The organism is Desulfosarcina sp. BuS5, from assembly GCF_028752835.1.
In the GTDB taxonomy this organism is placed as follows: domain Bacteria; phylum Desulfobacterota; class Desulfobacteria; order Desulfobacterales; family BuS5; genus BuS5.
On the sequence record NZ_CP087952.1, the window covers coordinates 2,666,229 to 2,692,967 of the forward strand.

A 26,739-nucleotide genomic window follows, 5' to 3' on the forward strand; every position below is an offset into this window, starting at 1 on the left:
CATATCCTTGCTTCCCATCCATAAAAGTGATAAAAGTTATAAAACTTGTTTGATATTATTACACGAGGCTATCAGATATGACTCTTTTTGAACCGGCTTATATCAAAACCTGTAACAGCGGATTGCTGAACCAAAAAATAGAAGAGGCTAATGAAGCCTTGCGTAACTGCACCCTCTGCCCCAGGGGATGCGAGGTCGATCGCTACGCTTCTGAAAAAGGCACTTGCAAAACAGGGGCCAGGGCACGGGTTGTGACATATCTCCCACACTTTGGAGAAGAGCTGCCGTTAAGGGGAACCAAAGGTTCAGGCACCATTTTTTTTGCGTCTTGCAGCCTGCTCTGCAATTTTTGTCAGAATTATCATATAACCCATAAAACAGCAGGCAAAGAAGTTTCAGATAATGAGCTGGCCGAAATGATGATTTCTCTGCAAAACAATGGTTGTCATAATATCAGTTTTGTTACACCGTCCCACGTTGTTCCGCAGATTCTTTCCGCTCTCAAAATTGCCATAGCAAAAGGTTTAAAGATACCCCTGGTTTATGATACAAGCGCCTATGACAGCATCAAAGCGCTTAAACTTCTTGAAGATATTATCGATATATATATGCCGGATTTTAAATTCTGGAATCCGGAAACAGCAAAACTGACATGCAATGCAAAAAATTATCCTGAAGCTGCGCGCAAGGCGATTATTGAAATGCACAGGCAGGTGGGAGATCTTGTTATCAATGAAGCAGGCCTGGCTGAACGGGGTCTGCTGATCAGGCATCTTGCCCTGCCGAAAGGGCTTGCAGATACACCCAGGATTATGAAATTCATCGCAAACGAAATATCTCCCCAAAGTTATGTAAATATAATGCCCCAGTACAGGCCCTGCGGCACATCCTTTAAAATACCTGCGCTTGCAGTTCACATACGTAAAAAAGAGTTTGAAACAGCCCTTAAGGATGCTGAAGAGGCGGGCATTACCCGTTTGGAGGAGCAGAAATACGATTTTCTGTTATGATGAGTTTAAATGAAGATAGCTATTGCACAGATTAATCCTATAATCGGGGATTTTAAATATAATTGCCATAAAATTAAGGAGTATGCAGCAAGAGCCATGGATCTTGACTGCGACCTGGTTGTATTTTCCGAACTGGTTATATCAGGCTACCCGCCCCGGGATCTGCTTGAGAGAAAAGAATTTGTCGATGCAAATATCGAACATCTAAACAAGCTTATAAATTCCATAAAAGGTATCGGCCTTATTTGCGGTTTTTCAGATTACAGTCTTTGCAAAAACGGAAACCCGCTCTATAACTCAGCCGCTCTTTTTGAAAACGGCAAGCTTTTGTACAAGGCTCATAAAAGGCTGCTACCCACTTATGATGTTTTTGATGAAAGAAGATATTTCCAGCCCTGGCGGGAGCATTCAATTTTTTTATATAAGGGATCCAGAATAGGGCTTACAATTTGTGAAGATATTTGGAATGACAGCAGCTTGATTCAAAAGCGATTCTATCAAAAAGATCCTGTCGCCATTCTGGTAGAGCAAGGCGCTGATTTAATCATCAACATATCCGCCTCTCCTTTTGTTATCAGCAAAAAAGAATTGAGATGGAATCTGCTCAGCTCAATTGCCTCTAAATATAAGATTCCTTTAATCTACGCCAACCAGACCGGAGGCAATGACAGCCTGATTTTTGACGGATCCAGCGCAGCTTTTGACAAATACGGACAGATGGCGGCGCGAGCCGGTGATTTTACTGAAGATCTTGTGGTTTTTGATCTTGACAGTCAGAACGATGCTGAATCGTATCGGGATAATATCCATCCGGTTTCAAGCTCTGATGAAGAATCTGTATTAAAAGCCCTTGTCTCCGGAACAAGAGATTATGTAAGCAAATGCGGATTCAGCCAGGCGGTTATCGGTTTAAGCGGCGGGATTGATTCCGCCTTAACGGCATACGTCGCGGTAAAGGCGCTGGGCCGCCAAAATGTATCTCTAATTTTTATGCCTTCGGAGTATACATCAAAAGATAATTATGAAGATACGGAAGAATTGGCTGCAAACCTGGGGATAAAACAGAAAATAATCCCGATAAACGGGATGTTTAAGGAATTTTTAAAATACATCTCTCCTGATTTCGACAAGAATAATCCCGATGTAACTGAACAGAACCTGCAGGCCAGAATACGCGGCACAATCCTGATGGGATTGTCCAACAAGCATGGCTCTATTCTCCTGACAACCGGAAATAAATCAGAATGCGGCTTAGGATATTGCACTCTATACGGTGATATGAACGGAGGTCTGGCAGTTATTTCCGATGTGCCGAAAACAATGGTTTATGATATTGCGAAATTTATTAACAGGGATAAAGAGCATATCCCGGCACGAATTATTGACAAAGCCCCTTCAGCGGAACTTAAGGATTCGCAAACCGATCAAGACGATCTTCCACCGTATGAAATCATAGATCCCGTGCTAAAGGGGTATATCGAAGATTTGAAAAGCGCGGATGAACTTGTTAAAAGCGGTTTTGACAGAAAAATAGTTGAAAAGATTATTAAAAAGGTAACCCTTAGCGAATACAAAAGACAACAGGCCGCGCCCGGCCTGAAAATCACATCCAAGGCATTCGGATATGGACGAAGATATCCCATAGCGCAAAAGTACTATGAGACAGGAGTAAAGGCATAAAGTTAAAGTGGACCCAAAGTCAAGGACAGATTTTATGTTTTGTTAAGGTGTGCCATTATTGATATCAACAAAAAAATAAACAAAAAAATGAAATATGTTTATATGCGCCATAAAAATGTTCATAAGTAATTTAACTTGTTGATTTAATAGATAATAATATCAGCTTAAAATGTTCATAACTTGTTGATAAAATGTTGATAACTTTTCCATATATCGTTAACGTACTATTAAAATTTAATATTAATATGTTCATAACTTATGCCGCACGCTGAATGGCTAATTCACCAAAATATATCTCTGCGGGAGTGTTTCTATTCAGCGATTGATGAGGCCGTTCAAAATTATAAAATTCAAAATATTGCTTCAATGCATTTATTAGATCTTTGACATTCGAATATTCCTTGATGTATATTTCGGTATCCTTCATAAACCATAAAAAGTAGTTTACACTTTTTGAAAACGATATTTGATTATATTAACTATTTACTGATTATAATGAATTTGATGGAGTAAGCATTTTAGCCCTGAAAGGGCGCCACATACCAGCCCAGGGTTTTCGACTAAAGTGCAAACTAAATTTGAAGGATGCCTATATTTCTTCATATTTTACAGAACGCCATAAACGCTCTATGAAGATATTATCCATACAACGCCCCTTGCCATCCATGCTAATCCGGATTTGATGCTGTTTTAACACGCCGGTAAAGTCATTGCCGGTGTATTGGGAACCCTGATCGGTATTGAAAATATCCGGTTTGCCAAAACGTCGGATGGCGCTCTGCAATGCGTTTACGCAGAAAACGTCATCCATCGTTGTTGACACTTCCCAGGAAAGTACATAGCGGCTGTGCTAGTCCATAACAGCCGTCAGATAAACAAAACCGCCAGGCATACGAATATAGGTAATATCCGAACATCAGACCTGATCCGGTTTCGTTATTTTCATTCCCTTCAGCAGGTAGGGGTATATTTTGTGCTCTTTGCGAGGAGCACTCGTATCAGGTTTAGGCGCTATGGACTGGATTCCCATTATGCGCATCAGGCGCTGTATCCGTTTTGTTTAGAATTACACCATAACATATTGTCGCATTTTTGGGGTCCACTATACATCATAATGAGTAGAATTGAGCGTCGAAAAATATTCATAAATGAGAGGGATCGGGAGGATATGTTAAAGCGGCTGGCTAAGGGTTCGCGCAAAGTGCATCTGTGTCCCCTTAGACCAGACGATTAGCATGATTGAAGATATATAAACCGTTCCCCGGCGCAAGGCATGCAAGTGTTATATTAAGCTGAAACGCAAGTTGAACCGCCAGAGAGGTTGGTCTGGAAATCGCTAAAATTACCGGTATCCTTGCCTGCGCCGCCTTTTGTACCAGTTCATAGCTTATGCGGGAAGAGAGGGTTAAAACAGAAGCGTTGCCAAGCATCTCTTTCAAAAAAAGTTTTCCTACTGCTTTATCAAGTGCATTGTGCCGTCCAACATCCTCTGCAGCAGAAAGAAATTCAAGATCAGAGCTGTAAAAAGCTGCGGCATGGGAAGCTTTTGTCCTGGCGCGCAGGGGTTGATGTTTAGATAAATCTTCCAGGCAGCTCAGCGCCTTTGTCCTGTTTATAACAATATCTTCAGAAATGGGACGAATTTCCTGATACAGATCCTCCACAATCTCCTTGCCGCAAAGTCCGCAACTAGTCTGACTTATAAAGCCGCGTCTTTCAAGAATCTGTGATATTAGTTTTCTTCTTTTTTGGTTGAGAGTAACTGCAACAACATTTGTATCATCTTCATCGCAGAATGCTATGGATATAAAATCATCAAGAGTATCAATAACCCCTTCAGCAAGACAAAAGCCGGCCGCATGTTCAATCTCATCGCCGGGCGTACGCATTACAATCGCGTAAGGACTGCCCTGCACACGAATAGACAATGGTTCCTCGACAATAATATCATTAACCGTGGAAATTTCCGACTCTGTATTCCAGCAAATTATCTTTTGTTCTAAAAAACTCTTCAAGACTAGCTCCAACGCCATTAACTCGGGAGAGTAAATTGCGGCTCACCAAGCAGAAAATCTCCGCCTGAAATCCATTTTTTTAAAATATTCGCAATCTCACGGGCTTTGACAACACTGGAAAGCGGGGCTGTGGGAATCTGCTTACCATTGAACTTAATATGTCCGCTTTTAAGTTCCGCATAACTGACCTTGCCGTAACTTTTATCTATTCCATTGGGATAATCATTCCCGTAATCAACAATATGAGTAAAAATATCCTCATCCGCAACGGATGTAAATGCCGCCATCTCTTCATTCAAAATAGGAATAGGTATTCCCACGCCTACAGACATTGAACATCCATATCCCTGGATACTTACCCCCACAAGCCATTCCGGTTTCATCTGTTTCAAATCACCCATCAGCCATAATGTTCCGGAAGGTGTTATCGGAACGCCCTTTTCGGTTCTATCAGAGGGCGGTGAATGCTGAGTGCCGTGCCAGGTAACATATCCTGTGCCTCCTCCAAGAAAAATCCTTGTTCCAAGGCCTATTGTTTTAAAAGAAGGGTCATTCAGAAGCGGGCTCAACGCTCCTGCTGAACAGTAGTTGGCATTACCGGCCAAAGGCTTCAGGGTTCCCATATATGTATAGATTGTTTTTTTGGTCATATTAATTGCGCAATTATAATTCTGATAACAGTTCCTGGGATTGCACAGGGTAGCATCGGAGATACTGTTCAAATCGATCTTTTTTTCTATTGACCGGTTGGGATAACAGTCCGTACCGTAGCCGACAGCCTTTAACATAATTTTTTTTTGGGCCACAAGGTCATGAATAACATGGCCTCCGCCATAATTGAATTCACCAGGAGGGACTTTATTTAAAGGATCATCTTCACAGGTCTCCGTGGCCCCTATATAGCAATCCACCGCTGCAATACCGGCATAGGCGGAAACATTGTTCAGCCATGTTTTGGATGCCTTTATTTTAGGGGTGGAATGTCCGAAATTAAGAAAAAGACCGGAGGAACACATTGGAGCGAATGTTCCGGTTGTTACCACGTCAACATTCCTGGCAGCTTCGACCGGTCCATCATTTTTTACAATATCTATGATCTCCTCGGCCGTTACGACAACCGCCTCGCCCGATCTGATTTTATCATTTATCATCTGATAAGTTTTATTGACCGTATATTTTTTCATGCAGGTGTTATCCTTATTTTTGAATGAGCCCTAACTTTGAAGATATATTATTTTTTATCCAGGCCTTATCCCACCATTCAAGCGGATTTACAAAAACATTATTAACAAGGATGCTGAAATGAAGATGATCACCGCCGGCAAGGCCTGTAGTTCCGGTACGGCCTAAAATCTCGCCTTTTAATAAAATTTGATCCTTTTGCACCGCGATACTGCTTAAATGGGAATACATGCTGAACAAATAAAAACCATGATCTATAATCACTGTTTTTCCGTAAATACCTATTGATCCGGTAAAAGCCACCCTGCCTTTATTCGCAGCAGGCACAGGCGAATGCGCGACTGAGGCAAGGTCAATACCAAGGTGAATCTGATGATCAATAATCTCTCCATTATATTTATACGAACGGCGGTCTGCAAATCCGGCTCTGGTGGCGGATTTCGGCAATCTTAAAAAAGCTCCTTTCCAGTATAAAATTTTATCCGTTTTTTTCACAACCTGAGCTATTTTTTCAAAATTAGCCTTACGCAATTTATTATTTATATTCAAAAATTTATCCTTCATTGATGATCTGTCCGCCACTGGTATATCAGGCTCGAACTCAGGCATTTTCCAGCCAAGAAAGCTGTCGGAAATATTAATAATGTCCTGTTTGAATCGCCTGGCCTTTATATAATAGGGAAAACCTGCTTTAGCGCAGTTGCCGGCCTTATCCGTAGCCTGCACAAAAAGTTTGGTACCTTTACCTTGTTTATAGTCAAGAGCAAAGAATGAAATAAAGACCGTTTGATCTTTTGAATATCCTGCCTGTCCGGGAAAAAAGTTGTCTCCGGCCATGACGCCGCTTTTGATGCAAGGCTCTAATAGCCGATAAATAACAAGCCCTGCCCCGCCCTGGGTTATGTTGTGAACGCGGCTGAGGATTTCAATTTCAGGGGGCCTGGTATCTATGATTATTGTTTTTTCCAGATACGCCCTGTTCCCGTGCCACCACCCATGCCATGAATAATCAGCAACAGCAACCCGCAAAAGGGCTTTACCATCCGTAAGGCCTGCCTGTTCAGGCTCTATAATGACTTTAACCGACTCTTCAAGCACATATCCGCTTCCTGTAAGGTTGGAAGCGGAAAACTCCTTTTTATACAGGGGACTCTCCTTACCGTTTTGCACAAGATCTATCCGGATATTTCTAATTCCGCTTTTAATATCAGAAATATTTAAAATAATTTCCTGCGATGCCCCAATAGAGTCCGGCATGGATTCTATTTTTATTGACGGTTTTTCGCTCTCCAAGCGTAAGGTAGTTATAAATGCCGCCGAAACTGCAATAACAATAAACATAATTATAATTAATCGTGTTTTCATAATCTGAAGATCTATATGCTGAATAGCCCCACTTAATGTTTTGATGATTATAAAATAATAAATCGTAACAGCTTGAAAGAGTCTAATCAAGACAAAGTTTTTCGTCCCTTGACTTTTCGCAGTCCTGACTATAAATTGTGAAAAAAAATTACGGAACTTGCATAAATTATGGCTGATTTAATAGAAAAAGATAATATTGTAATCGGACGCAAAGCGCCTTTATTGCTGATTGCAGGGCCCTGCGTAATTGAAAATTATGAAACTGCTTTTGAAATTGCTTTGTTTCTCAAAGAGGTTACACTGAAATTAGATATACCTTTTGTTTTCAAGGCATCATATGATAAGGCAAACCGCACCTCTATCAGTTCATTCAGAGGTCCCGGCATAAATGAAGGGCTTGAAATCCTTGGGAGTATTAAAAAGGAACTCGACATAAAGATACTCTCTGATGTCCACAGGATAAACGAAGTTAAAGCAGCGGCAGACGTTCTTGATATCATACAGATACCAGCCTTTTTATGCAGGCAGACGGACCTGATCCTTGAAGTTGCAAAAACTGAAAAAATAATCAATATAAAAAAAGGACAATTTCTTGCTCCATGGGATATTACAAACATAGTTGAGAAGGCGACCTCAGCCGGTAATGACAGGGTTATTATCACTGAACGTGGCGTTATGTTCGGATATAATAATTTAGTAGTTGATTTTCGCGGCATAAAGATTATGCAGGATTCAGGGTATCCTGTAATATTTGACGCAACACACAGCATCCAGTTACCTGGAGGGGCGGGAACAAGTTCGGGCGGGCAGAGAGAATTCGCGCCTGTCTTGGCAAAATCAGCCGTAGCAGCAGGCGTTGATGGTGTTTTCCTGGAGGTTCATCCGGATCCCGACAATGCTCTTTGCGACGGACCGAATTCATTAAAACTCAGTACTCTTCAAGATCTGCTTTCCAGACTGAAGACAATAAGCAACGTTGTCCGCTCCTGATAATGCTTGTTGTCGTTAAAGTTTTTGCAAATTAAACCCGATAATATATTCAGAACCCTAAATGAAGATAATACCCGAAATAGCAGATAAACTCAAACGCATAAAACTTCTTATTCTTGACGTTGACGGTGTTTTAACAGACGGCAGCATCATATATAATAATGATTTTGTCGAAACTAAAATTTTTAACGTCAAAGACGGTCTCGGTATCAGACTCCTTATGCGGGCCGGTATAGATGTATGTATAGCAACCGGCAGAAGCTCGGAAGCTCTTCACCACAGATGCAAAGATTTAAATATTATACATATTTTTGACGCATTAAGCGACAAGACGGCTGTTCTGAAAATGATTGTTGAAAAGCTGGATGTGTCCGTCGAAGAGATTGCATTTATTGGTGATGATTTGCCTGATATCCCTCTTATGAAGCTGATCGGTCTTCCTATTACTGTTGCGGACGCGGCTGAAGAGGTTAAACAAATAGCGGATACTGTTACTGAAGCCAAAGGCGGCGCAGGGGCCGTGAGGGAAGTATGTGAAGCTATATTAAAAGCCGGCGAACTTTGGGATGAGACTTTGCATCACTATGTATAAAGTTGCTTGCAAAAGATTTTAAACAAATTTATCATACAATGGTTTTTCCAAAAAATATTAAACTTGTAAATTTAAAATTTATTTTAATTCTTGCCATTGTTATTATATTTTGTGGAATTTTAGCCATTTTTTTTTGGTACCGTAGTATTTCAGAGCATCCGGAAAAACTTTTAGCGCTGGTGCCTAATGATGCAAACATATCAATAGGCAGAGTTTACCAGGAATCAATAAAGAACGGAATAAAGGAATGGAGTCTCAATGCGTCTTCGGCAGATTATTTTGAAGAGGATAAGAATGTAAAATTAAAGGATGTGTCCGTAACTTTTTTTTTTAAAGATGGGGACAAAGTAATACTTAAAGCGGATCGAGGTATTCTGCAGACGGATTCCAATGATATTGAAGTTTCCGGCAATGTAATTATTACTAATAAAAATTATAAGCTTTTAACAAAAAAAATCTTTTATGATAATAAAAGACGTATAATTTTCTCAAAAACCCATGTGCATATTACAGGAGATTCTTTTGATTTGGAAGCAGATGCCATGTCCCATGATTTAAAGACTAACAAGGCCTCACTTGAAGGGATGGTGACGGGTGTATTAAGTGACAAAATCACCTTTTAATAAAAATATTATTTTTTTATTTACTGTCGCCGCATTAATTGTCTGGGGGGAATCGCTTGTACGCGCTGATGAGGCTATAGATTTTCAGCCCATAGAAAACAATGATAAAGTTCACATAGTATCCGACAAACTTGTCTCCGACAGCAAAGGAGGCATTGCAGAATTTTCAGGGAATGTAAGAGTGACCCAGGGTGCAACCACAATTACATCTGACAGCCTGGAAATATTTTATGATAAAAACAAGAAAGACAAACAACCTGAAACAAACACAGAATCTATAAAAAAGCTTATTGTTTCTGGAAATGTCAAAATAATTATGGACAACATGATTGCGACAACTCGACAGGCAGAATATATTATAAAGAATAAAGTTCTAATATTAACAGGTGCCGGTTCAAAAGTAATCAGCGGGAATGATTCTGTTTCCGGAAGCAGGATCATTCTTTACAGAACCGAAGGGCGTGTTATTGTGGAAGGAGGGAGCAAAAGTCGTGTCGAAGCTGTCTTTACTCCCGGAAACAAAGGAATAAATTAGGCTGGCATATGCCGACATTACTATTACGAAATTTGATAAAGGCCTATAATGGAAGAACGGTAGTCGATTCTATAACTATAAAGATAAAAGAGAATTCCGTTACAGGGCTTCTTGGTCCGAACGGAGCGGGAAAAACTACAACTTTTTATATGGCTATCGGCATTATAAAGCCTGATGAAGGTCAAATCTTTCTTGACGATGAGGAGATCACGGAATATCCTATGTATCTGAGATCACGTAAAGGGATAGGATATCTTCCCCAGGAGGCTTCAATATTTAGAAAGCTTACCGTTAAACAGAATATAATGGCTATTCTTGAAATTAATCCAATATCAAAACCAAAAAAAATAAATCTTGCAGAAACTTTGCTTGATGAACTGGGAATACTTAACCTTTCAGACCATAAAGCCAGTCAACTTTCCGGCGGGGAGAGACGCAGACTTGAAATCGCTCGTGCACTTGCGACTAAACCATCTTTTATTCTTTTGGATGAACCTTTTGCGGGTATTGATCCCCTTGCAGTAATAGATATAAAAAAAATTATAAATTATCTAAAAAATCGTGGTATAGGTGTCCTGATTTCCGATCATAATGTAAGGGAAACCCTGGAAGCATGTGATAAAGCATACATACTAAATGACGGCAAAGTAATAGAATCGGGTAACCCTGATCAAATAGCTTCCAGTGAAATTGCGCGCCGCATATATTTAGGGGAAGAATTTAGATTGTAAAATGGCATTTGACTTAAGACAACAACTCAAATTAGCTCAGCAACTTGTAATGACGCCACAGTTGCAAATGGCAATCAAGCTGTTGCAGTTAAACAGGCTTGAGCTTTTAGATACTATTCGTCAAGAACTCGAGGAAAATCCTACTCTTGAGGAACTTCAGGAGGTTATTGAAAAAGACCCGGAAACCGAAAAAAATGAAGAAACAAGTGAAATAAAAGAGGTGGACGTAGAAGAAACAGCGCGTGATGATATTGATTGGGAGAATTATCTTAATGAATATAATTCAACCGGGAAGTCCCATTTTGAAAACGAAAAAAAAGAGACTCCAAGCTTTGAAAATTTTATTGGGAATAAGGAGTCGTTACATGACCATATGCTTTGGCAGCTTCGTATGATTTTCCCTTCAAAGGAAGTAGAGCATATAGGAAGCCTTATAATCGGTAACTTAAAAAGCGATGGTTATCTTGATGCATCGATTGATGATATAGCAAGTTTGAGCGGATCATCCCCTGAAAAAGTAAATGAGGTTTTAACTACTCTTCAGTCATTTAATCCTGCCGGTGTATGTGCCAGAGATTTAAAAGAATCTCTGGCAATACAGGTAAAGCAGTTAGGTCTTGAAAACAGTATTGTTAATGAAATAATTCTACATCATCTAACCCATTTGGAAAACAAAAATTATAATGCCATAGCAAAAGCATTAAAGATAAGTATAGATGATGTTATCTCGGCAGTGGATATTATTCAAGGGCTGGAGCCCAGGCCGGGACGACTTTTTTCCGATGATGAGCCTAAATATATAACCCCGGACATTTATATATATAAACTCGAAAATGAATTTATGATCGTTTTGAATGATGATGGAATGCCCAAACTTCACATTAATTCATATTATAAAAACACCATGAAACGGAATAGTAAATTTTTAGACAAGGAAAGAGAATATATTGATACAAAAATGCGTTCCGCGGCATGGTTGATACGCAGTATTCATCAGCGGCAAAAAACAATTTTCAAGGTTATGGAAAGTATATTAGGTTTTCAGCGGGAGTTTTTTGAAAAAGGCTCTGCCTATCTTAAGCCGATGGTGCTGAGAGATGTCGCACAGGATATAGGAATGCACGAATCTACAATCAGCAGAGTGACAACTAATAAGTATGTTTATACGGATCAGGGTATATTTGAATTAAAATATTTTTTTAATAGTTCTATTAATAAGGTCAGAGGAGGATCGGTAGCATCCACTAGTGTTCGGGAAAAAATTAAGGAAATAATTAAAACCGAATACCCTGAAAAACCGTATAGTGATGATAAAATCGCTGTACTTTTAGAAAAACATAATATTAGTATCGCACGAAGAACCGTAGCAAAATATCGTGAGGCTTTGAAAATCCTGCCATCCAATAAGCGCAAGCAATTTAGGAGGTTGTAAAAATGCAGACAAATGTAATGTTTAAAAATCTTGACCATTCAGAAGATCTAAAATCTTATGTTCAAGGCAAACTCGACAAATTCGATAAACTTCTTGATAACCCCGCGATGGCTACCGTGGTTCTTTCTATGCGAAAATTTCGAAGAATAGCGGAAATCAATATTTCCGGTGACAGATTAAACATTAAGGGCAAAGAAGAAACCGAAGACATCTATTCTGCCATTGACAATGTCCTTGATAAGCTGCAAAAACAAATAAAAAAAAATAAACAAAAAACAAGGGCCCATAGAGGAGTGCGTAATGATAAAGTTCAAACAATTCCTGTAGAAGAGACCGCTCCTGGTACTTTTGAGCCTAAAGAGCAAGTAAGCGTAAGTAATATTGAGTATAAACCCATGGGCGTGGAAGAAGCTATTATGCAGATGGATATAGTGACCAACGACTTTCTTGTTTTTACTAATGCAAAAACTGATAGAGTTAATGTTCTTTACCGACGTAAAGATGGCGGCTATGGACTGATTCAGCCTAACCGGTAAACACTCTTATACAGCCTTCGGCATAATGTTCCTTGTAACCGTTCACGGTTGAAAAAACAGATTGCATCGCAATAAAATAAAAAGAGGACTGTGAACTGTTATTTTTTATGATTTCGGATTCACTTTGCTAAATAATATGAAAATTCTTGATGTATTAAAAAAAAAGGCTATTTTAGCCGACTTAAAAGCCAAAGATAAAAAAGGGGTTCTGGAAGAACTAGTAACCCCTGTAGCCCGTATAGCCAATCTTAACAGGGACGATCTTATAAGAGTCCTCCTGGAAAGGGAAAGGCTTGGAAGCACCGGTATCGGGGGAGGAATAGGTATACCACATGGTAAAATGAAAGGCCTTGACAATCTGGTGGTCGGTTTTGGTTTAAGTAAAAAAGGTATTGACTTTGAATCTATTGACGGCAGACTTTCCTATATATTTTTTCTCCTGATAACACCTGAAGATTCAACCGGATTACATTTGAAAGCGCTGGCAAGAATTTCCAGGATTCTCAAAAATGATCTTTTTAAAGAAAACCTTTTAAAGGCATCGAATAGAGATGAAATATATAAGATAATTAAAGAGGAGGATGAAGAATTTTAAGGGGGCTTGGTGGAGACGCAAAATTTTGCGTCTCTACCAAGCTATACCCCTTGTCACAAGCATATTATGATAGGAATAGTAGTTGTAACCCATGGTAATTTTGGTGAAACATTGATTGATGCCGCTGAATCGATTATCGCTTCCAAGGTAGATGGCCTTATCTCGATTTCCATAAATTTAACTGACGACGCGGATAATCTAAGAAAAAAAATTGAGGATGGCATAAAAAAAGTCGATCAGCATGAAGGCGTACTGATATTAACGGATATGTTCGGTGGGACTCCGTCTAATTTAAGTTATTCCTTTCTTGATGAAGGGTGCGTGGAAGTCTTATCCGGTGTTAACCTGCCTATACTGATAAAGGCAGCAGATTCCCGTAACAGGTTAAAGCTTGGGGAGCTTGCGGTAACCTTGGAGGCATTCGGCAAGAGAAGTATATCCCTCGCAAGCGGAATTTTAAAAGCAAGGAACAAAAATTAAAAGAATTAAACTTATAAAACTGGTCTAAGGAGGTATGATGAGCGTAAAAATTGGCATTAACGGTTTTGGAAGAATTGGTCGTGTAATTTTCAGGGCGGCGCTTAAAAATCCTGAAATTGAGGTAGTGGCCATTAATGACCTTACCGATTCTGCTACTATGGCATATCTTCTGGCTTATGATTCCGTACACGGCAAACTCGACATGGAAATCATTGCCAAAGATGATTCAATAGAAGTTGACGGCAGATCAATAGCTGTTATATCTGAAAGAGATCCCGCAAACCTGCCCTGGAATGACCATGGCGTTGACATTGCTGCCGAATGTACGGGGCTCTTCAGGGACCGTGCCAATGCATCAAAACACCTTACCGCCGGCGCACGTAAAGTTATAATATCAGCGCCTGCACCCGATCCGGATATCACTATAGTCATGGGTGTGAATTCGAACCAATATAATCCCGGAGAGCACAATATTATTTCCAACGCATCATGCACTACTAATTGCCTTGCACCGGTTGCAAAGGTCTTGCTTGAACAATTCGGCTTAAAATGCGGCCTTATGACAACCATTCATTCATACACCGGGGATCAACGCCTTCTTGATTTTCCGCACAAGGATCTTCGCAGAGCCCGTGCAGCCGCTCTTTCAATGATTCCAACCACCACAGGCGCCGCCAAAGCGGTTGCACTGGTTCTTCCCGAATTGAGCGGCAAACTCAACGGACTTGCCATTCGAGTACCTACTCCAAATGTATCTATCGTAGACCTCGTGGCAAGTATCGAAAAAACAGGGGTCACCGTAACAGATGTTAATGATGCATTAAAAGAAGCTTCGGAAGGAGCCCTTTCCGGTATACTCGGTTATAGTGAGGCCCCCCTTGTATCAACAGATTTTAACGGAAATTCATTATCTTCAATTGTTGATGCGCCGACTACTTATGTTGTAGATGATATGGTTAAAGTTCTTTCCTGGTATGATAATGAAACAGGATACTCAACAAGGATGGTTGATCTGGCAGCTATGATAGGTGCACAGCTTTAAATTTTTGTAACTGTTCATGGTGAACTGTTGACTGTTTACAATTTTTTTTAATGGAGAGCATATAATGAACATACGCAGGCCTCTTATCGCCGGAAACTGGAAGATGTTTAAAACTTGTTCCGAGGCGGTAGAAACGGCGAAGCACCTTGTTACACGTGTGGATGATGTTACTGATGTTGATGTTATGATTGCACCTGCTTTTATAGCACTGGCACAGGTTGCGGATATTGTCAAAGGAAGCAAGGTCTCTCTTGGCGCGCAAAATCTTTTCTGGGAAAAAGAAGGAGCCTTTACAGGTGAAATTTCTCCGCATATGATTGTATCTACAGGATGCAAATATGTTATTATCGGCCATTCCGAGCGCAGGCAATTTTTTGAAGAAACAGATGAATCTGTAAATAAAAAAATTAATGCTGCTGTAAAAAACGGAATAGAACCGATTCTTTGTGTTGGCGAATCTGAAAAAGAACGGGAATCAAATGAAACGTTTTCCGTACTTGACAAACAGATAACAAAAGGGTTACAAGGATTGTTTACAGATAATCTTAAACATTTGACTATAGCATATGAACCGGTTTGGGCAATCGGAACAGGAAAGACCGCAACCGATGAGCAGGCCCAGGAGGTTCACTTGTTTTTACGTTCCTTGATAGAAAAAAAATTAGGAAATAAATTTGCTGAATCTATAAAGATATTATATGGCGGAAGCGTCAAACCGGACAATATTACTTCACTGATGTCTATGCCTGACATAGACGGCGCTCTTGTTGGAGGCGCAAGTCTTGACGCTGAAACCTTTAGTAAAATAGTTCACTTTTTATAGTATTCCGGGAAAGAGTATAGAATGGGAATTCTACTAACCATTGTTCATGTTATTGTATGCATCGCGCTAATACTGATTGTACTTTTGCAGACAGGTAAAGGCGCAGACATGGGAGCAGCTTTCGGAGGTGGTTCCAGCCAGACACTTTTCGGTAGTTCAGGAGCATCAACCTTTTTGGGCAAAGCAACAACAATTGTGGCGGTTGTTTTTATGATTACCTCGGTTGGGCTTGCATATATGGTTAGTAACAAAACCGAAAAATCTATAATACTCGACACAACAACGCCCATAGAGGAGAAAGCACAGACTCCCGTTCCCGAGAGTAAGACTCCTGCGGCTGAACCTGTCAAAACAGAGTGATATCATAATACTATATTGTGCCGAAGTGGTGGAATTTGGTAGACACGCTATCTTGAGGGGGTAGTGGGCTACGCCCGTGCCGGTTCAAGTCCGGCCTTCGGCACCACCTATGCAGTTCTTCTGCGCTTTCTGCCACCTTCCTTTCTTCCCTGCTTTTTTGTTGACTTTTTCCCATACATTATATTATTTTATTTATAAATTCAGGTGCTCATAATGAGCTTAAGAGGGAACTCCGTTAAATTCGGAGACGAGCCCGTCGCTGTAATCGGGGACGAACACCGCTGTTTAATGCCACTGTCCGATCATTGGATGGGAAGGCGCGGTCAGTAGGTTGATCCGAGAGTCAGAAGACCTGCCTGAATAAGTAAGTATTGCATGCCTTCGTGGAAAAAAGGCAAAGCAAATAAGATCTATCAGGATAAAAAGGGAAATCCCCAGATCGTAAACCAACGGTCTGGGGATTTTTTTTTGCCCGGCCGGAAATACAAATTTTTCAGAAGAAGGAGAAAGGAAAAAATGAAAAAAAAGTATTTTATATTTTTAATTTGTATGGTTATGCTGCTCCCTGGTTTAACCCAGGCAAAAGATGAAGAGCCGGTATCAACTTTAGACGAAATGGTGGTTACAGCCAGCCGGGTTCCGGAAAAGAAAAAGGATCTTACCACAAATGTAACTATTATTGATGAAAATGATATTAAACTTTCCGCAGCAAAAGATTTAGGCGATCTGTTGTCCGAAAAAGCCGGGGTATATATTAGAAAATATCCAGGTAATATGACTAGTATTGGTTTACGTGGTTTCAGAACTGAAACTCACGGTAACGACCTGAAAGGTAATGTGTTAATATTGCTAAACGGCCGCAGGGCAGGCACTGGCAATGCTGCCAAAATTATGACAAAAAATATCGAAAGAGTCGAAATAATACGTGGTCCGGCCGCCGTTCAATACGGTTCGGCAGCCATGGGCGGCCTTGTAAATGTTATTACTAAGCAGGGTAAGGATAAACCCACTTTTTTTGCTGAAGGATTGTTGGGAAGTTATGGATATGAAGAGGGAAGCGCCGGTTTTTCAGGAAAAATAGAAAATTTTGATTTTTCAGGCAGCTTCACCAGAACAACCAAAGATGATTATGATATTAGCGATGGAGATAAATATGATAATACCGGTTATGATGAAAAAACAAATTGCAGTTTAAATCTCGGATATGAGTTTTTGCCCGGCAACCGTATTGGAATGATATACACTTCATTTGATGCGGATAAAACAGGTTCTCCATATTATTTTATAAATCCTGACCCTGATAATTATGCAGATAATGTGAATAAATCTATTGATTTTATTTATGATGGCACAACTGCAGATGAACTTTTTTCATGGAAAGCCAGATATTTTAATGGAGAAGACGATTATAAATATACATATGTAGATCCTCTTTATCCATCTATTTCCAACAATAATTATGACCAGGAAGGTGCTCAAGGGCAAGTTACTTTAGATTTAGAAAATTTTTCTACAACAATAGGTGTTGATTGGCTAAATTATGACTATAAAAATAGTGACACCAATAGTTTTAATGTAGCTCTTAAGTCTAATTACGAAAATACTGCCGGTTTTATGCTGGCCAAACTTAAGTTGTTTGATAAAAAATTAATTATTTCAGGTGGGCTAAGATATGATGAATATGATCTTGAGTTTAAACAAACTGATAAAAACGATGATAATGATGATAATTGGACACCAAGCATTGGATTAGCATATCTGGTTAATGATTGTTTAAAAATCAGAGCAAATTATGCTGAAGCCTTTGTTATGCCTGCTGCCAATGAAATGGCAGGAAAGTATACTTACTGGTATGGTAGTTATATCGGCAACCCGGATCTTGATCCTGAAAAAAGCAAAACCTATGAAGCTGGTTTTGACTTTTCTTATAGCAGTTTTAATTTATCTATAACTTATTTCTATACTGATTTCAAAGATAAAATTGAGGAAGCTTATATTCCTGGAGATCCTGATTTTACCAAATCATTTTATAATATAAATGATGCCACTATTTCGGGATTTGAAGGCGAATTTTCTTTTAACTTAGGAACATTCTTTGATTTAAATTTAGAATTAAAACCATATTGTAATATTACTTACCTTGATGAATATGAATCTGACGACGCTCCTGCCGGAGAAACTCATAAAGAGCTTAAATATACATCTGATATTACAGCCTCATATGGTATACTTTTTAACGATTTAAACGGATTATCAGCTAATTTAAATTTTTCATATACAGGCAAGCAGAATATTGATGATCGTGTGTATGGATCATGGCCATCATACCCGATAATTGAAAAGGGTGGATTTACTGTTGCCAATATTACAATAAGTAAAAAAATCTATGATTTTTCCCAGTACGGCAAACTTACCTTAAAAGGAGAGATAGAAAATCTCTTCGACAAAGACTACGCTTATGTCCAGGGGTATCCGATGCCCGGCAGAAGCTTTTATATCGGTTTAAGATACGATTATTAATATTGTTATAAGGAGGGAGGTGCCGATTTTATCACACCTCCCTCTTTTTGATTATCGAAAAAAATCCCGCAAGGACATCAAATGAAATACAGAAAAATTTTCTTAACTCTCATTATAATACTCTTTTTTTATGCGAGCGCGGCATTCCCCTACCCTTTCTCCTTTACTGATCATGCCGGTAATAAAACCACAATTACAGCCAGACCTTCCAATGTTGTTTCACTTGTGCCGTCGGTGAGTGAAATAATCTGTAAAATAGGCGCGGCTGATGTCCTTAAAGGTGTTACATGGCACAGTACGCTGCCCCCGGAAATCGCAAAAAAAGATGTCATCGGGGGCTTTTTTTCACCAAGCCTGGCTAAAATAGAAAATATTCAACCGGATATTATTTTCGCAGCCCGGATCCAGAAAAATGTAATAAAGCGTTTCAGTAATGGGAAACAGATTCTTATAGACCTGGAAACAGATTCCATTAATGACAGCTATGACAATATCATGCTTCTGGGCAGGATATTCGATAAGGAACATGAAGCCGCCGCTATCGTAAAAAAGAACAGAGACGAACTGAAAATGATAGCCGGAAAAGTTGCCCGGATACCTCTTTCTGAAAGAAAAAGAGTCATGCGGCTGATGGGGCGTAAATCAATAATGACCCCGGGAGATGATTCCTTTCAAAATGAAATAATCAGAGCGGCCGGCGGAATTACGCCTGTTCTGGGCAAAAAAGGGAATATCGTGCCTGTTACAAAAGAAGAATGGATCGCGTTTAATCCCCAGGTTATCTATGGCTGCGGAGGCGATAAGGGAGCGGCTGATAAATTTTTCAGACTGCCAGGCTGGAAGGATGTGGATGCGGTCAAAAACAAACGAATATATAACTTCCCATGCGCTCTTACCTGCCGGGCCTCGACCAACACCGGATATTTTGTCTCCTGGCTCTCCGCCCGCATTTATAGAGATGAATATGCAGAGAGCAAAAACCGGATAAAACCTGAAAGAATTACAGAGAATAGAAGCATTGAAATAGATTTGGAATATATAAAAAAAGCAGGAATTGCATACAGCAATATTTATGATTTTCCCAACAAGACCCTTATCGTAGATTTTAAGAGACCGATGAAGGTTGTATCGACCCTGGAGGGTGCACGGACAGGGATAACTTCGGTAGGCAACCATTATTCACCTCCACCGTGCTGGGGAATAGGCCATCAATGCGGCCTTGCATCCTTGAGATCCCGTATTTACAAGGTGATCGAAAAAAACGAGGCCACCGCAAGTTTTCTTTTCACAGGCGCGGATATGGATAACCTTGCAGTAAAAATGGAAAATTTTAAAGAAATGAAGGTTTATGCCCTGGTTACTGCCGGAGTTATGTCAAATGCCGTGCGCATGTCGAAAAGTAATGGAAATTATTATGAACCCGGCACTATCAATATAACAATTTTAACCAACATGAAACTGACAGACAGAGCCATGACAAGGGCCATTATATCCGCCACCGAAGCAAAAACAGCCGCGCTGCTCGATCTTGATATCAGGAGCAGCTATAATGCCAAGGAATACAGGGCAACCGGAACAGGAACCGATAATATTATTGTGGTACAGGGCGCAGGAACTCTGATCGATAACACCGGAGGCCATACAAAAATGGGGGAACTGATCGCCAAAAGCGCTTATGAAGGAGTGAAAGAAGCAATATATAAGCAGAACGGCATTGTTGCTTCCCGCAACATTTTTCAGCGGCTCAAGGATCGTAAAATAAACATATTCGGTTTAGTCACGGAAATCGAATGTGACTGCAACATGAAAAAAAACGACCTGAGTACTGAGGTTGAAAAAATTCTGCTTGACCGGAAATATTCCGGTTTTCTTAAGGCCGCGCTTGTTATCAGCGATGATTATGAAAAAGGGCTGTTGTCGGACCTGAGTGCATATAAACTCTGGGCAGAAAATATATCTTTTGAGATAGCCGGCCGGAATATCGAGGAGGATAAAGATTTTGTCGGAAATGCTGCAATGCCGCTTGTGCTGAAAACAGCCCTTAATGCTATTATAAACGGCGCCTTTTATAAAATAAAATAAAGGAGTATTTTTATTTAATGTCAGTAGTGTCCGGTTAGGTTTTTGCATGTTATATGGGATAAAAAAATTAGAAAAATGTTCATTTTTTACTTGACAAACCAAATAAAAATTTTTTATCGTTTTGTTATAAAATATAATTATAACAAGGAGTTAAGACAAAAATGGACATATTCAATATCCCAAAAAAGAATTTTAATCCCCAATCTCATGCTCGATTTCTCAAACCTTTGCAAAAGATTTTTCCTGACACGCCACAGCTTAAATCCCGAGGTCACAGGCCATTGAAAATGACTTTTGAAGATCAGCTTCACGCACTGATATTTTTCCATCTACAAGAACATGAATCAGCTCGTGATCTTATTCAACACCTTAAAGAAGACGATTTTGCCAAAGAATGTGTCGCTCCAGATGGAGGGATCAGTCGTAGCAGTTTTTCCGAAATTATCAATTCTCGAGGGCTTGAACAGCTTGAATATGTTTTTCAAGCTCTTTGCAGCCAGGCACAAAATGCTTTACCATCAAATTATTCAGATCTCGGTGAACTCGTTTCCATTGATGGATCTTTAATTGATGCAGTTCTGTCCATGTACTGGGCTGATTACAGAAAAGGCGCTAAAAAAGCAAAAGGCCATTTCGGCTTTGATGTCAATCGCAAGATTCCTATAAAAATTCATCTGACAAATGGAAATGGCGCTGAACGCCCCTTTGTCAGGTCTATCCTTACAAAAGGCCAAACAGGAATCATGGATCGGGGGTATCAATCACATAAGGATTTTGATCTTCTTCAGGATGAAAAAAAACATTTTGTTTGCCGCATCAAAGCGAAAACAACAAGAACTATTATCAAAGAGCAGCCTGTTGATCCCGACAGCTATATTTTTTATGATGCTGTGGTTCTTCTTGGCACTCCTGGGGTAAACCAGACCAGAAAGCCGGTTCGACTGGTTGGTTATAAAATTGCCGGTGTCAAATATTTTGTGGCAACTGATCGTTATGATCTTACAGCCGAGCAGGTTGCAACCGTTTATAAGCTTAGATGGGATATCGAAACTTTTTTCAAATGGTGGAAGAAACATTTAAAAGTGTACCACTTGATTGCTCACAGTAGATATGGCCTGATGGTTCAAATCCTTGCGGGGTTAATAACCTACCTGCTTATGGCCATATACTGCCATGAACAGTTTAATGAACCTGTATCAATAAAGAGGATTCGTCAGCTTAGAAATACCATCCAGAACGAATTACGTACTGACGAAAAAAACGTATGGTCTAATAATCTGATTATCAAAGAGCAAATGCTATATGCAAAAACTTAACCGGACACTACTGATTTAATGTGATTAAAAAGCCTTTTTCCGGGCATTTTTTTCAGCCTTGGAATTTTTGCATGGGGAACAAGAAAAAAGCATATCCTTTATTCATTCCTTTTGGCGATTCTTGTAACTACGGCAACTCAGGCGATATTCCCATCCGGTACCGCCCTGGCCGGCGAAGATGTTCAAACTCTTGGAACCATTGTAGTAACGGCTGAAAAATTATCCGATTATATAAAAAATCATCCCCAGCAGGTTGTGATGCTTGATCAAAAAGAGATCGAGGAACAAAATTTTCTGGAAGTCGCAGAAGCAATCACTTCAATGCACGGGGTTGAAGTTAGGAGACACTATTATGAATAGAACAGCAGGAAAAACACCCATTCTCCTGGCAGCTTTCGGCACCACCTCCAAAGCCATTGAAACATATTCTTTTATCGACGATATTGTAAAAAAAAGATTTCCAGGCCATGAAGTATTATGGTCTTATTCGTCCAGAATGGTTAAAGACCGGATAAAGAAAAAAAATAATACCGAGTTAAAACATCCCCATCAGGTTCTGTCTGAATTAAAGTCCCGGGGCTTCGCCTGGGCTGCGGTTCAATCCATGCACCTGATGTGCGGACATGAATTTTACCGCCTGGTGGATGAGGCCAAAGAATGCGAGATAAGAACATCAATAGGCCTGCCCCTGCTCTACTCGCCCATAGACTACAAAAAGGTCTTGGCAGCGCTCGATTATTTAATTCCTTCCGTAAAAGAGGATGCAGTCGTATTTATCGGTCACGGCACTGATCATTCAGCCTGGGCAGCCTATGCCGCCCTTTTGAATATGCTGCGCGAGTCCGGCAAATCGAATGCCTATGTCGGAGTTGTGGAGGAAGGACACGCCTCAATGGAAGAAGTTGTCATAGCAGTCAGCCGGGCGGGATATAAGCATGTGCGGCTCGTGCCTTTGATGCTTGTGGCCGGAGTCCATTTTATGGAAGACATGGCCGGCAACGAAAATTCATGGAAAATAGCATTTGAAGCAAAAAATATTTCCGTATCACTGGAGCAGGATGGATTAGGCCTTAACAACAGTATTATAGAGATATTCTGCCAACATATTCATGATGCCCTTGATGTTATTCCATCAGGGCAATAGCGTTTCAAAAAAACGCACCGCTGTCGGCGGTCGGGTGACTGGTTGGCCATTTATTTATTTCTTGGGGAAATACTTCACATCGTCTATATTCTTAAAATCTGAATCTTGGGTCCAGATGATAGCCTCGATTTTTTTTGCTGTTGCAAGAATAATACTGTCAGCCAAATGCCTCCCGGACTACTTTTGGTATAACGACTTAATATTTTGGTGATACGGTTACAGTTTGCATGTCAAAGTCTCCATCGATATTGTTTCGTAATACAATAATATGATCGATAACGCAGTGAAATTATTTATATGACAATCTATACCTTATATTTTTTTGAAACATACCCTCTCAAACCCCAGTGCCGCCACTACAAATTTTTGCAGCCGCAAGTTCCCATGCCTTTGCTCAAGCTTTTTACCGTACTCTTTTACCTGTTTTTTGCCATCTTTCATCTGCTTTACAATCTCAGAGAGGCTGCAAAGCTCATCTTCAGACAACTTTTTTGCCTGTTCAGCACTTATTCCTGCATCTTTGAGCTTTATAAATTTAAATTCAATCAAAACATCAAATATTTTACCATACCTCTTGTCAGGTCTGATAATCATGGTGAGATCTGCATAGCGGCGGTCAATCTCTTTTTCAGAATCCATGATATAAATAATATCATTATAAAGAAGAGTCAGAAAAGCGGTTTTTACAGTCAGTTCATTGGCCCACCTATAATCCCTGTTATGAAAAACCTTGAAATATCTTTCTTCCATAAATCTGCACAAAGGAGCCATATCCCCTTTTTGATAGACCTTTTCCGCGGCAAGCTTTCCATTATCCCTGTCATCAGGCTCCGGCAAAAGCATCTTTTGAACCCGTTCCACATAAAGACTTTGCATAACGAGATTGGGAACTTTTAAGATTACCTGCAAGTCTTCTGTATCACCTGCAATGGTCAATACCCCGAAATAATAGAGAAAAGAGACCAGAAATGTATTGTCGCGGGATTTATCCGTCAGCATCTCCTCTATGCCAAATCGTTTACTGATTTTTGCTGCAACAACCTGCTGTTCTTTTTCCATCAGGCTCATCAACAGATCACTTCCCTTTGGAATTTGAGCAATGTATTTAAGCTTTGCCTCATCTACCGCAAGATTATCATCCAGCATCTCCCTTGGATAGTTGCATGATTTTTCAAATTGTTTAAAAAAATATAAGCAAAGAGTTGGATTATAAATTTGTTCATCTGCTGTATGGGAAAAAATATAACCATTATAATAAGTCTGCATTAAACTTACAGCTTCCTTGATTTTTTCTTTTTCAAAACCACATTCATCAACAATTTTTTTCAGAACATCTTCAATTTCATTCTGCTTAAATCCGCACAGATCATTAAACTCCGGCTCAAAATAGATATTTTCGGCAATATTATATCCGCTTGTAATATCGCTCATCACAACAGGCGAAACCCCTGTAATAAATACACGATCAAACATAGAGCTTGAAGTTGAGGCTTTTACTGCTTTAAAAAAAGTTCTAAGGGGGCCCTCCTCATGCACAAGAGCCTTATATCTGCCTTCAGAGCTTTGGACCCCCATCATAACTGTATTTGCAAAATTATCATATTCATCTATGAGAAGATATACAGGGTATGGGGTCATGCGGGCTGAAGTAATAAGAGATTTCATTGAAAAAAGGGCATCTTCCCGATCAATCTCAATCGCAGGCAGTTCAAATCCTTTATAATTATAAACTTTATAAAATTCGATAATACATGCATTAATATGATTAAAAAGAGCCTTTTTTACATCTTCAGCACTGCCGGTGGGATCAACACATGAAAAATCAAGCTTCAAAATAAAGTATGAATTACGCAGATCAGTGGGATTTTTTCCGATCTTCAATCCACCAAATATTTCTTCAAATTCATCTTTTTTTGCCACATCATAGTAATTTTCCAGCATGGAAAGTACAAGACTCTTGCCAAAGCGTCTGGGACGGATAAAGAGCTGAGATTTTGTATTTTCAAGCAGGGGAATTTTGTCTGTTCTGTCACAATAAAAATATTTTTCCCTGATAATACTTCTAAAATCAGCTATTCCGTATGGATATTTCATTGCCGGCCCCTTTTTAAGGTCTCTTTCCATCATTATAATATATAAAATCTTAAATCTAAACCGGATATTTTTTACAGGTTAATAAAAAAAGACGATTGCCTCTCAAACCCTTCTCAAACTTTGCGCCTTAATGACGCTTTTCCAAGATAGTGGCAAGGATGCATTTACACTGCCTTGCCAAAATGCAATTAATAACGCAGCACAAAGAGTTATAGCTACAGCAAGAAAGGATTTTAGCAATGCAAGGCGTAGCGCATTTGCGGAATCAACTGCATTAATAAGGAAATCTCGCACCTTAGGCTTATATGTTCCTTTTTGATAGTTCCTTTTCAGGTCAGGAGCCTCTAAATTTATAGCAATATTGTGGTTAGCAGCTATCCTTTGATATTTAGAAAATTTAAAAATAAAAAGAAAAGTTGCCAACCAAATATTTGCTCTTTTATAGGAAATACTTGAGTTCATACTCGAACTGGTTATTATGACCACCATTCCTAATCATCCAACTCACAATGCTCCGGATCAATGTCAAGAATTAGTGCGATTGCCTTCTTTATAAGGCGGATTTCATCGTTTGAGATGTTTCCGATTTTTTCCGCAAATCTTCTGTGGCTGATGGCTCTGATTTGAAAACAGTCAACTGCTGATTTTTTCTGGAGACCATTATTTGCATCAGGTTCTAGAGAAACGAAAAAAGGATTTTCCTTCCAATACGGGTTCCAGGCAGTAACAGGTAAAATAATTGCAAGCCTGAGATGCTTGTCATGTCCACCGTTCAAGACGAGTACCGGTCGTTTTTTTTTGATTTCATCACCAATAGCCGGATCAAGACCTACCCAATAGATTTCACCGGTTTTCAAAATCTTCCCCTTCTATTGATTCAAAAAGGTTATCATATTGTGCCCTGCCGATCATCTCCATAGCTTCCATCCTCTTAATTTCCCGAAGCCTTTTGCGGTCTTCTTTCACTTTGGCGTTGATAGCTTCTCGCATGTACTCACTAAGGCTTTTGTAACAAAAGTCCTTATAAATCTTCTTGATAAAATCATAATTTTTGGCGTCAATCTGTACTTTTGTTTGAATTAGCATAATATCCCCCATTTTTTATTTATTTTGCCATACTTCCACCCCAATGTCAAGGGTAAGTAATGGGGACATTTTATAGGTACACAAACTATGCCAAATCCTTTAACGGTAGGGTGCCCAACTGATTTAATTATTCTCTATTCAGTTCGTATATCTTTTCACAGAACAGTCTGACCAGATTCAGGTCATGGCTAATAAAAAGATAACTTACTCCTTATCAATTTCGGGTTTTTTGTTTTTACCGGTAAACTTGTTCAAACAACCGGATCGGGAAAAATTGCCGGCGCCCAGGCTTTTTGCGCGCACAACAAAGGCGGCTTCGCGTACCTGAAGCACGCGCGCCTTGACTACCATGGCCGTACCTGACCATGACAGAAGAGAAATGACAATAATAATTTTTCCTATTCCAGGCCCAAAATAAGCGGAAAAAGTATGAAACAGGATCAGTAAAATGGCCAAAAAAAACGGCATTATCTCAGAAAATTCTCGAAGATTTGATTTTAATACAT

At 39.6% G+C, this 26,739-nt stretch carries 28 protein-coding genes, 1 tRNA gene, 1 pseudogene and 1 riboswitch; of the genes and pseudogenes, 20 read left to right on the forward strand and 10 right to left on the reverse strand.

The genetic code is table 11. From position 1 onward, the window contains the following. Positions 1–77 precede the first annotated feature (77 nt). Positions 78–1,010, forward strand: coding sequence for a radical SAM protein (locus BuS5_RS13105; protein ID WP_027353870.1), 933 nt, complete (start codon positions 78–80; stop codon positions 1,008–1,010). A 9-nt stretch (positions 1,011–1,019) separates the two neighbouring features. Next, complete coding sequence (locus tag BuS5_RS13110; RefSeq protein WP_027353869.1) at positions 1,020–2,690, forward strand: NAD+ synthase; 1,671 nt, start codon at positions 1,020–1,022, stop codon at positions 2,688–2,690. A 256-nt stretch (positions 2,691–2,946) separates the two neighbouring features. Here BuS5_RS13110 and BuS5_RS20530 read toward each other — a convergent pair whose 3' ends face one another. The 5 genes and pseudogenes from BuS5_RS20530 to BuS5_RS13130 all read right to left on the reverse strand — a co-directional run bounded on the left by BuS5_RS20530 (position 2,947) and on the right by BuS5_RS13130 (position 7,252). After that, a complete protein-coding gene (locus BuS5_RS20530; RefSeq protein WP_084446153.1) occupies positions 2,947–3,117 on the reverse strand; it encodes an integrase core domain-containing protein in 171 nt (56 codons plus the stop codon). A 171-nt stretch (positions 3,118–3,288) separates the two neighbouring features. After that, positions 3,289–3,747 (reverse strand): annotated as a pseudogene (locus tag BuS5_RS13115) (transposase); the annotation flags it as partial. Positions 3,748–3,907: 160 nt separating this feature from the next. Further along, positions 3,908–4,705: a formate dehydrogenase accessory sulfurtransferase FdhD gene (gene fdhD, locus BuS5_RS13120; RefSeq protein WP_051375001.1), complete on the reverse strand. Its 798-nt coding sequence runs from the start codon at positions 4,703–4,705 to the stop codon at positions 3,908–3,910. A 17-nt stretch (positions 4,706–4,722) separates the two neighbouring features. Continuing rightward, on the reverse strand, positions 4,723–5,889 hold the full coding sequence (locus tag BuS5_RS13125; protein ID WP_027354519.1) for a homocysteine biosynthesis protein: 1,167 nt from the start codon (positions 5,887–5,889) through the stop codon (positions 4,723–4,725). 13 nt (positions 5,890–5,902) lie between these two features. Continuing rightward, positions 5,903–7,252, reverse strand: coding sequence for a M23 family metallopeptidase (locus tag BuS5_RS13130; RefSeq protein WP_027354518.1), 1,350 nt, complete (start codon positions 7,250–7,252; stop codon positions 5,903–5,905). Positions 7,253–7,420: 168 nt separating this feature from the next. Between BuS5_RS13130 and kdsA the strand changes: the two genes are divergently transcribed. From kdsA to BuS5_RS13220, 18 genes are all read left to right on the forward strand, one after another. Then, positions 7,421–8,242, forward strand: coding sequence for a 3-deoxy-8-phosphooctulonate synthase (gene kdsA / locus BuS5_RS13135; protein WP_027354517.1), 822 nt, complete (start codon positions 7,421–7,423; stop codon positions 8,240–8,242). A 61-nt stretch (positions 8,243–8,303) separates the two neighbouring features. After that, positions 8,304–8,834, forward strand: coding sequence for a KdsC family phosphatase (locus BuS5_RS13140; RefSeq protein ID WP_051374998.1), 531 nt, complete (start codon positions 8,304–8,306; stop codon positions 8,832–8,834). A gap of 38 nt (positions 8,835–8,872) precedes the next feature. Next, the gene (gene lptC, locus BuS5_RS13145; protein WP_157487433.1) at positions 8,873–9,457 is read left to right on the forward strand and encodes an LPS export ABC transporter periplasmic protein LptC; all 585 of its coding nucleotides are present in this window, start codon (positions 8,873–8,875) and stop codon (positions 9,455–9,457) included. Beyond that, positions 9,438–9,992: an LptA/OstA family protein gene (locus tag BuS5_RS13150; RefSeq protein WP_027354514.1), complete on the forward strand. Its 555-nt coding sequence runs from the start codon at positions 9,438–9,440 to the stop codon at positions 9,990–9,992. The genes lptC and BuS5_RS13150 overlap by 20 nt, the downstream gene beginning before the upstream one ends. Positions 9,993–10,000: 8 nt before the next feature. Further along, positions 10,001–10,723, forward strand: a complete 723-nt coding sequence (gene lptB / locus BuS5_RS13155) for an LPS export ABC transporter ATP-binding protein (RefSeq protein WP_027354513.1) — start codon at positions 10,001–10,003, stop codon at positions 10,721–10,723. 1 nt (position 10,724) lies between these two features. After that, positions 10,725–12,155: an RNA polymerase factor sigma-54 gene (gene rpoN / locus BuS5_RS13160; RefSeq protein WP_027354512.1), complete on the forward strand. Its 1,431-nt coding sequence runs from the start codon at positions 10,725–10,727 to the stop codon at positions 12,153–12,155. Positions 12,156–12,157: 2 nt separating this feature from the next. Beyond that, positions 12,158–12,691: a ribosome hibernation-promoting factor, HPF/YfiA family gene (gene hpf, locus BuS5_RS13165; protein ID WP_027354511.1), complete on the forward strand. Its 534-nt coding sequence runs from the start codon at positions 12,158–12,160 to the stop codon at positions 12,689–12,691. A gap of 136 nt (positions 12,692–12,827) precedes the next feature. Further along, positions 12,828–13,286, forward strand: coding sequence for a PTS sugar transporter subunit IIA (locus tag BuS5_RS13170; protein ID WP_027354510.1), 459 nt, complete (start codon positions 12,828–12,830; stop codon positions 13,284–13,286). A gap of 9 nt (positions 13,287–13,295) precedes the next feature. Further along, a complete protein-coding gene (locus tag BuS5_RS13175) occupies positions 13,296–13,766 on the forward strand; it encodes a PTS sugar transporter subunit IIA (protein WP_338000273.1) in 471 nt (156 codons plus the stop codon). A gap of 37 nt (positions 13,767–13,803) precedes the next feature. Next, entirely contained in the window at positions 13,804–14,808 is a 1,005-nt protein-coding gene (gene gap / locus BuS5_RS13180; protein WP_027354508.1) for a type I glyceraldehyde-3-phosphate dehydrogenase, read from the forward strand. A gap of 64 nt (positions 14,809–14,872) precedes the next feature. Continuing rightward, the gene (gene tpiA / locus BuS5_RS13185; protein ID WP_157487432.1) at positions 14,873–15,631 is read left to right on the forward strand and encodes a triose-phosphate isomerase; all 759 of its coding nucleotides are present in this window, start codon (positions 14,873–14,875) and stop codon (positions 15,629–15,631) included. 21 nt (positions 15,632–15,652) lie between these two features. After that, on the forward strand, positions 15,653–15,991 hold the full coding sequence (gene secG, locus BuS5_RS13190) for a preprotein translocase subunit SecG (RefSeq protein ID WP_027354506.1): 339 nt from the start codon (positions 15,653–15,655) through the stop codon (positions 15,989–15,991). A 19-nt stretch (positions 15,992–16,010) separates the two neighbouring features. Continuing rightward, positions 16,011–16,097, forward strand: a tRNA-Leu gene (locus BuS5_RS13195). Positions 16,098–16,176: 79 nt separating this feature from the next. Then, a riboswitch (cobalamin riboswitch) is annotated at positions 16,177–16,365 on the forward strand. 142 nt (positions 16,366–16,507) lie between these two features. Next, positions 16,508–18,511: a TonB-dependent receptor gene (locus tag BuS5_RS13200; protein ID WP_027354505.1), complete on the forward strand. Its 2,004-nt coding sequence runs from the start codon at positions 16,508–16,510 to the stop codon at positions 18,509–18,511. A gap of 81 nt (positions 18,512–18,592) precedes the next feature. Then, a complete protein-coding gene (locus BuS5_RS13205) occupies positions 18,593–20,593 on the forward strand; it encodes an adenosylcobinamide amidohydrolase (RefSeq protein WP_274427724.1) in 2,001 nt (666 codons plus the stop codon). A 161-nt stretch (positions 20,594–20,754) separates the two neighbouring features. Further along, a complete protein-coding gene (locus tag BuS5_RS13210; RefSeq protein WP_036019371.1) occupies positions 20,755–21,909 on the forward strand; it encodes an IS4 family transposase in 1,155 nt (384 codons plus the stop codon). A gap of 111 nt (positions 21,910–22,020) precedes the next feature. Further along, positions 22,021–22,269 (forward strand): hypothetical protein, encoded by a 249-nt coding sequence (locus BuS5_RS13215; protein ID WP_027355092.1) that lies wholly within the window; start codon positions 22,021–22,023, stop codon positions 22,267–22,269. Beyond that, positions 22,262–23,053 (forward strand): sirohydrochlorin cobaltochelatase, encoded by a 792-nt coding sequence (locus BuS5_RS13220; RefSeq protein ID WP_035266670.1) that lies wholly within the window; start codon positions 22,262–22,264, stop codon positions 23,051–23,053. The genes BuS5_RS13215 and BuS5_RS13220 overlap by 8 nt, the downstream gene beginning before the upstream one ends. 312 nt (positions 23,054–23,365) lie before the next feature. On the opposite strand, the gene BuS5_RS13225 is transcribed toward BuS5_RS13220, so the two are convergent. The 5 genes from BuS5_RS13225 to BuS5_RS13245 all read right to left on the reverse strand — a co-directional run bounded on the left by BuS5_RS13225 (position 23,366) and on the right by BuS5_RS13245 (position 26,701). After that, the gene (locus BuS5_RS13225) at positions 23,366–25,147 is read right to left on the reverse strand and encodes an AAA family ATPase (protein ID WP_274427725.1); all 1,782 of its coding nucleotides are present in this window, start codon (positions 25,145–25,147) and stop codon (positions 23,366–23,368) included. 102 nt (positions 25,148–25,249) lie between these two features. Beyond that, positions 25,250–25,609 (reverse strand): hypothetical protein, encoded by a 360-nt coding sequence (locus BuS5_RS13230; RefSeq protein WP_157487478.1) that lies wholly within the window; start codon positions 25,607–25,609, stop codon positions 25,250–25,252. Positions 25,610–25,638: 29 nt separating this feature from the next. Next, complete coding sequence (locus BuS5_RS13235; RefSeq protein ID WP_027354973.1) at positions 25,639–26,004, reverse strand: type II toxin-antitoxin system PemK/MazF family toxin; 366 nt, start codon at positions 26,002–26,004, stop codon at positions 25,639–25,641. After that, positions 25,991–26,233 (reverse strand): crotonobetainyl-CoA--carnitine CoA-transferase, encoded by a 243-nt coding sequence (locus BuS5_RS13240; protein ID WP_027354972.1) that lies wholly within the window; start codon positions 26,231–26,233, stop codon positions 25,991–25,993. Before BuS5_RS13240 ends, BuS5_RS13235 begins: the two co-directional genes overlap by 14 nt. A 204-nt stretch (positions 26,234–26,437) precedes the next feature. After that, the gene (locus BuS5_RS13245) at positions 26,438–26,701 is read right to left on the reverse strand and encodes a hypothetical protein (protein ID WP_027354971.1); all 264 of its coding nucleotides are present in this window, start codon (positions 26,699–26,701) and stop codon (positions 26,438–26,440) included. Positions 26,702–26,739 lie beyond the last annotated feature (38 nt).

What these genes read in the sequence shown, in the direction of transcription:
- BuS5_RS13105 (WP_027353870.1), top strand. Translation starts at nt 78, where the DNA reads ATGACTCTTTTTGAACCGGCTTATATCAAAACCTGTAACAGCGGATTG.
- BuS5_RS13110 (WP_027353869.1), top strand. Translation starts at nt 1,020, where the DNA reads ATGAAGATAGCTATTGCACAGATTAATCCTATAATCGGGGATTTTAAA.
- BuS5_RS20530 (WP_084446153.1), bottom strand. Translation starts at nt 3,117, where the DNA reads ATGAAGGATACCGAAATATACATCAAGGAATATTCGAATGTCAAAGAT.
- BuS5_RS13125 (WP_027354519.1), bottom strand. Translation starts at nt 5,889, where the DNA reads ATGAAAAAATATACGGTCAATAAAACTTATCAGATGATAAATGATAAA.
- BuS5_RS13130 (WP_027354518.1), bottom strand. Translation starts at nt 7,252, where the DNA reads ATGAAAACACGATTAATTATAATTATGTTTATTGTTATTGCAGTTTCG.
- kdsA (WP_027354517.1), top strand. Translation starts at nt 7,421, where the DNA reads ATGGCTGATTTAATAGAAAAAGATAATATTGTAATCGGACGCAAAGCG.
- BuS5_RS13140 (WP_051374998.1), top strand. Translation starts at nt 8,304, where the DNA reads ATGAAGATAATACCCGAAATAGCAGATAAACTCAAACGCATAAAACTT.
- lptC (WP_157487433.1), top strand. Translation starts at nt 8,873, where the DNA reads ATGGTTTTTCCAAAAAATATTAAACTTGTAAATTTAAAATTTATTTTA.
- lptB (WP_027354513.1), top strand. Translation starts at nt 10,001, where the DNA reads ATGCCGACATTACTATTACGAAATTTGATAAAGGCCTATAATGGAAGA.
- rpoN (WP_027354512.1), top strand. Translation starts at nt 10,725, where the DNA reads ATGGCATTTGACTTAAGACAACAACTCAAATTAGCTCAGCAACTTGTA.
- hpf (WP_027354511.1), top strand. Translation starts at nt 12,158, where the DNA reads ATGCAGACAAATGTAATGTTTAAAAATCTTGACCATTCAGAAGATCTA.
- BuS5_RS13170 (WP_027354510.1), top strand. Translation starts at nt 12,828, where the DNA reads ATGAAAATTCTTGATGTATTAAAAAAAAAGGCTATTTTAGCCGACTTA.
- gap (WP_027354508.1), top strand. Translation starts at nt 13,804, where the DNA reads ATGAGCGTAAAAATTGGCATTAACGGTTTTGGAAGAATTGGTCGTGTA.
- tpiA (WP_157487432.1), top strand. Translation starts at nt 14,873, where the DNA reads ATGAACATACGCAGGCCTCTTATCGCCGGAAACTGGAAGATGTTTAAA.
- secG (WP_027354506.1), top strand. Translation starts at nt 15,653, where the DNA reads ATGGGAATTCTACTAACCATTGTTCATGTTATTGTATGCATCGCGCTA.
- BuS5_RS13200 (WP_027354505.1), top strand. Translation starts at nt 16,508, where the DNA reads ATGAAAAAAAAGTATTTTATATTTTTAATTTGTATGGTTATGCTGCTC.
- BuS5_RS13205 (WP_274427724.1), top strand. Translation starts at nt 18,593, where the DNA reads ATGAAATACAGAAAAATTTTCTTAACTCTCATTATAATACTCTTTTTT.
- BuS5_RS13210 (WP_036019371.1), top strand. Translation starts at nt 20,755, where the DNA reads ATGGACATATTCAATATCCCAAAAAAGAATTTTAATCCCCAATCTCAT.
- BuS5_RS13220 (WP_035266670.1), top strand. Translation starts at nt 22,262, where the DNA reads ATGAATAGAACAGCAGGAAAAACACCCATTCTCCTGGCAGCTTTCGGC.
- BuS5_RS13225 (WP_274427725.1), bottom strand. Translation starts at nt 25,147, where the DNA reads ATGAAATATCCATACGGAATAGCTGATTTTAGAAGTATTATCAGGGAA.
- BuS5_RS13230 (WP_157487478.1), bottom strand. Translation starts at nt 25,609, where the DNA reads ATGAACTCAAGTATTTCCTATAAAAGAGCAAATATTTGGTTGGCAACT.
- BuS5_RS13240 (WP_027354972.1), bottom strand. Translation starts at nt 26,233, where the DNA reads ATGCTAATTCAAACAAAAGTACAGATTGACGCCAAAAATTATGATTTT.
- BuS5_RS13245 (WP_027354971.1), bottom strand. Translation starts at nt 26,701, where the DNA reads ATGCCGTTTTTTTTGGCCATTTTACTGATCCTGTTTCATACTTTTTCC.